The organism is Paenibacillus sp. P4_E11 (genome assembly GCF_056401635.1).
In genome coordinates, this window is sequence record NZ_JBFUIX010000226.1 from 1 (window position 1) to 4,118 (window position 4,118).

The 4,118-nt window shown below is 48.5% G+C and carries 4 protein-coding genes; all 4 read left to right on the forward strand.

Features of this window, described 5'->3' with window-relative positions; all coding sequences use genetic code 11:
* Positions 1–557 (forward strand): chromate transporter (locus AC1DWB_RS31750; protein ID WP_477545093.1); only part of this gene is annotated, 557 nt, incomplete at its 5' end.
* The gene (locus tag AC1DWB_RS31755) at positions 550–1,755 is read left to right on the forward strand and encodes an ROK family protein (protein WP_477545094.1); all 1,206 of its coding nucleotides are present in this window, start codon (positions 550–552) and stop codon (positions 1,753–1,755) included. The genes AC1DWB_RS31750 and AC1DWB_RS31755, both read left to right, overlap by 8 nt.
* Before the next feature lie 199 nt (positions 1,756–1,954).
* A complete protein-coding gene (gene rny, locus AC1DWB_RS31760) occupies positions 1,955–3,496 on the forward strand; it encodes a ribonuclease Y (RefSeq protein ID WP_477545095.1) in 1,542 nt (513 codons plus the stop codon).
* Positions 3,497–3,562: 66 nt separating this feature from the next.
* Positions 3,563–4,118, forward strand: a 556-nt coding sequence (locus AC1DWB_RS31765; protein ID WP_477545096.1) for a TIGR00282 family metallophosphoesterase, incomplete at its 3' end; no start/stop codon positions are given.

The following is a 4,118-nucleotide window of genomic DNA, read 5'->3' on the forward strand; positions in this document are numbered from 1 at the left end:
GGTATATAATGAGTATAGAGTTGCTCTTCCAACTTTTTATTACATTCGTGAAGATTGGTTTCGTTTCCTTCGGAGGCGGATACTCGATGATGCCGGTTATCGAACACGAGGTCGTTGCTAGAAACTGGATGAATGCCAAGGAGTTTTCTGATATGATTGCCATATCGGGAATGTCTCCAGGCCCTATAGCTGCCAACAGCGCTGTGATGGTCGGCTATCATACAGCCGGATTAGTGGGTGCGATTGTTTCAGCAATCGGCATCGTCCTGCCTTCACTGCTGCTCGTAGTACTAGTAGGTGTGCTATTCGCCCGATATCGCAACCAGACATGGATGGACTCGGCTTTTTACGGATTACGTCCGATCGTTGCCGCCTTCATCTTTTATGCCGCTGTCAGGTACGCTTTATCGAGTAGTGCCCTCAAAGTTGTGGACTTTCATCTGGTAGGCTTTCTCGTCATTTTCGCCGGAGCTTTCATCGCATTGTTGAAATATAAGGTTCATCCCTTGTTTGTGATTTTGCTTTCCGGCCTAGTAGGAGTGGCGCTTTATGCATAAAGTAGGAGATCGCATCTCCAATAAGAAGGCGAAGGAACTGTTCGGCACAATTCGCAAGCAAGGTATCGTCTCCAAGCTCGATCTGCTAGACGAAAGCGGACTGACATCAAGTACACTCACCAGAATGCTCGATGAATTAGTCGAGAGTGGTTGGATCGAAGAATGTGGTCATGGTGAATCATCTGGTGGGAGAAGGCCGGTCCTATATCGCGTTAGACGGAATTGGGCCTATGCTTTCGGTCTTGATATTTCTCGTGCCTCGAGCAAGCTTATCCTGAGTGACCTTCAGTTGGATAAGCTGGATTCGGTATACTGGGAAATGACAGACTTGATGACCCMGGAGGTACTTCTTCAACAAGTTGCTCAAGCTGTTTCCGCATTATGCACGAAACATGAGATTGCAATAGAACAAATACTTGGCATAGGGATTGGTTCAGTTGGGCCGCTTGATCGTGCAAAAGGGACCATTCTGAACCCTTCTTATTTTCCAGCTCCAGGTTGGAACCAAGTTCCGATCGTTGCGATGCTGGAACAGCTTACGGGTGTACAGGTTGTTCTGGATAATGGAGCGAATACGGCTCTGCTTGCTGAATATTGGGCAGGGTCGCCGAACGAATACCGACATCTACTATATGTACGAGCTGGCGTTGGCCTGAGGTCTTCGATGATATCGAACGGTGATCTCGTCTATGGTGCTGTCGATATGGAAGGTTCGTTCGGTCAAATGATTATTCAGACAGATGGACGACCTCATCCGGAACGTTCTCATGTATACGGTTGTCTAGAGTCCTATGTCTCCATACCAGTTCTTGAAGAACAAGCTCGTTCCAAGCTTAAGCAAGGGAGACGCAGCAGTTTGACTGAGATGGTGGATGATCTGGAGCACATTGACTTCAATCATTTACTGCAGGCACTTAGAATGGATGACCGTATGGTGACAGAGTTATTCATTCAGGCAGCGACGTATTTTGGCATTGGTCTGTCGAATCTGATGAATATATTGCATCCTGAACGGATCATTCTAGGTGGACCGCTCATCACGAGCAACGAATTGTTCTACCAGACGAGTACGCAGGTTGCGCTTAAGAACACGTTGTACTATCCCGCATATCCGGTATCGTTCAGCCGTGGCCGTCTGTCCGACGAGGCGCTTGCAGTAGGGGCTGCAGCGATGATCGTCAACCAATTGGCTGAATAGTGAACGCCCGCTCTGACACCACGGATTGTATTAACTTGACAATCTCAATTTGCAGAAGCTAAAATAGGCATGAGCATCATCTATTTCGCCACACTTTTTACTTTATTTTGCTYCACCCTGCGGATTACAATGAAACACGGATTAAAAACCGAATATCCCAAGCTAACCCCTTGGAGGACCAACGAGGGAGGTGATTGAGTTGTACACTGTCATCTGGATCATTATCGCTCTCGTTGTTGGTGCACTAGGCTCTGTGATTGGGTATATTATCCGCAAAAACTTTGCTGAGGCGAAAATTTCCAGTGCGGAGCAGGCGGCCTTGCAAATTGTTGAGGCAGCCAAGAAAGATGCTGACGCATTGAAAAAAGAATCGGTGTTGGAAGCGAAGGACGAGATTCACAAGCTTCGCGCCGAAGCTGAAAAAGACATTCGTGAGCGTCGGAATGAAATTCAACGGCAAGAACGACGATTGTTGCAAAAAGAGGAATCGCTGGATAAAAAGTTAGAATCTCTAGAGCGCAAAGAAGAACAAGTTGCCAACAAAGAGAAGCGAATTGAAGACACACAGGCGCAGATCGACCAGCTGTATCGCAGTCAAGTTGCGGAGTTAGAGCGGATTTCCGGGCTGACCACGGAAGAAGCGAAGCACATTATTTTGTCCAATGTCGAGCAAGAAGTGCGGCATGAGACAGCGCAATTGATTAAGGAAATCGAGAATCAGGCGAAGGAAGAAGCGGACAAGCGTGCACGTGAAGTGATTACGCTCGCGATCCAACGCTGTGCAGCCGATCATGTGGCAGAAACTACGGTATCCGTTGTTACTTTGCCTAATGAAGAAATGAAAGGCCGAATTATTGGACGCGAAGGCAGAAACATTCGTGCGCTTGAAACGTTGACGGGGATCGACCTCATCATTGATGATACGCCAGAAGCTGTCATTCTGTCTGGATTCGACCCGATTCGGAGAGAAATTGCCCGCACATCGCTTGAGAAGCTTGTCGCGGACGGTCGGATTCATCCGGCTCGCATCGAAGAAATGGTCGAGAAGTCCCGCAAGGAAGTGGACGAACGGATCCGCGAATATGGCGAACAAGCTACATTTGAGACCGGCGTACACGGCTTGCATCCAGATCTGATTAAGATCCTGGGACGTCTCAAATTCCGGACAAGCTATGGTCAGAACGTATTGAAGCATTCCATGGAAGTGGCTTATTTAACGGGCTTAATGGCTGGAGAACTGGGAGAAGACGTCACATTGGCGAAGCGTGCCGGACTCCTCCATGACATCGGCAAAGCACTGGACCACGAAGTAGAAGGTTCACACGTCGAGATCGGCGTCGAGATCGGAAGGAAATACAAAGAACATCCCGTCGTCATCAACAGCATCGCTTCCCACCATGGTGATTGCGAAGCTACTTCGGTTATCGCCATGCTGGTTGGAGCGGCAGACGCCTTGTCAGCAGCAAGACCAGGAGCTCGTCGGGAGACGCTCGAGACGTACATTAAGCGTCTGGAGAAGCTGGAAGAGATTACGGAATCGTTCGAAGGCGTAGAGAAGTCTTACGCTATTCAAGCCGGACGCGAAGTTCGCGTTATGGTGCAGCCAGAGAAAATCGATGACGCCGAAGCGTTCAGACTCGCCCGCGATATTACGAAGAAGATCGAGAGCGAACTGGACTACCCGGGACATATTAAGGTCACCGTTATTCGAGAGACTCGAGCTGTGGAATATGCCAAATAATAAAAGCACGGGGAGAAGTGGCGAACCGCCACTTCTCGTTTTGCTTTTTACATTAAACTTTAGGGGATGACGAGTATTCGTGTTTTGTTTGTAGGAGATATTGTGGGATCTGTTGGAAGAAAGGCTTTGAAGGAAATGCTGCCTATTCTCAAGAAGAAACATAGCCCAGATGTAATTATTGTGAATGGGGAGAATGCTGCAGGTGGGCGTGGGATCACAGCTGCCATTGCCAAAGAATTTTACGATCAGGGTGTGCACGGGATTACGTTAGGCAACCATACATGGGACAATAAGGACATCTTCGATTTTATCGACAAGGATGAGCGGATGATTCGCCCAGCCAACTACCCGCCAGGTACGCCGGGTCGAGGATTCACAGTCGTGAAAGGTCAAACCAAGGAATTGGTCATTGTGAATGCGCAAGGCCGAACGTTCCTGCCGCCGCTCGACTGTCCGTTTCAAACGATCGATTCCATTCTGGATAAGTTGAAGAAGAAACACAAGTGTATTCTGGTCGATTTCCATGCGGAAGCGACTTCGGAGAAAATAGCGATGGGTTGGCATTTGGACGGCAAAGTTTCGGCTGTGGTAGGTACACATACGCATGTGCAAACCCATGACG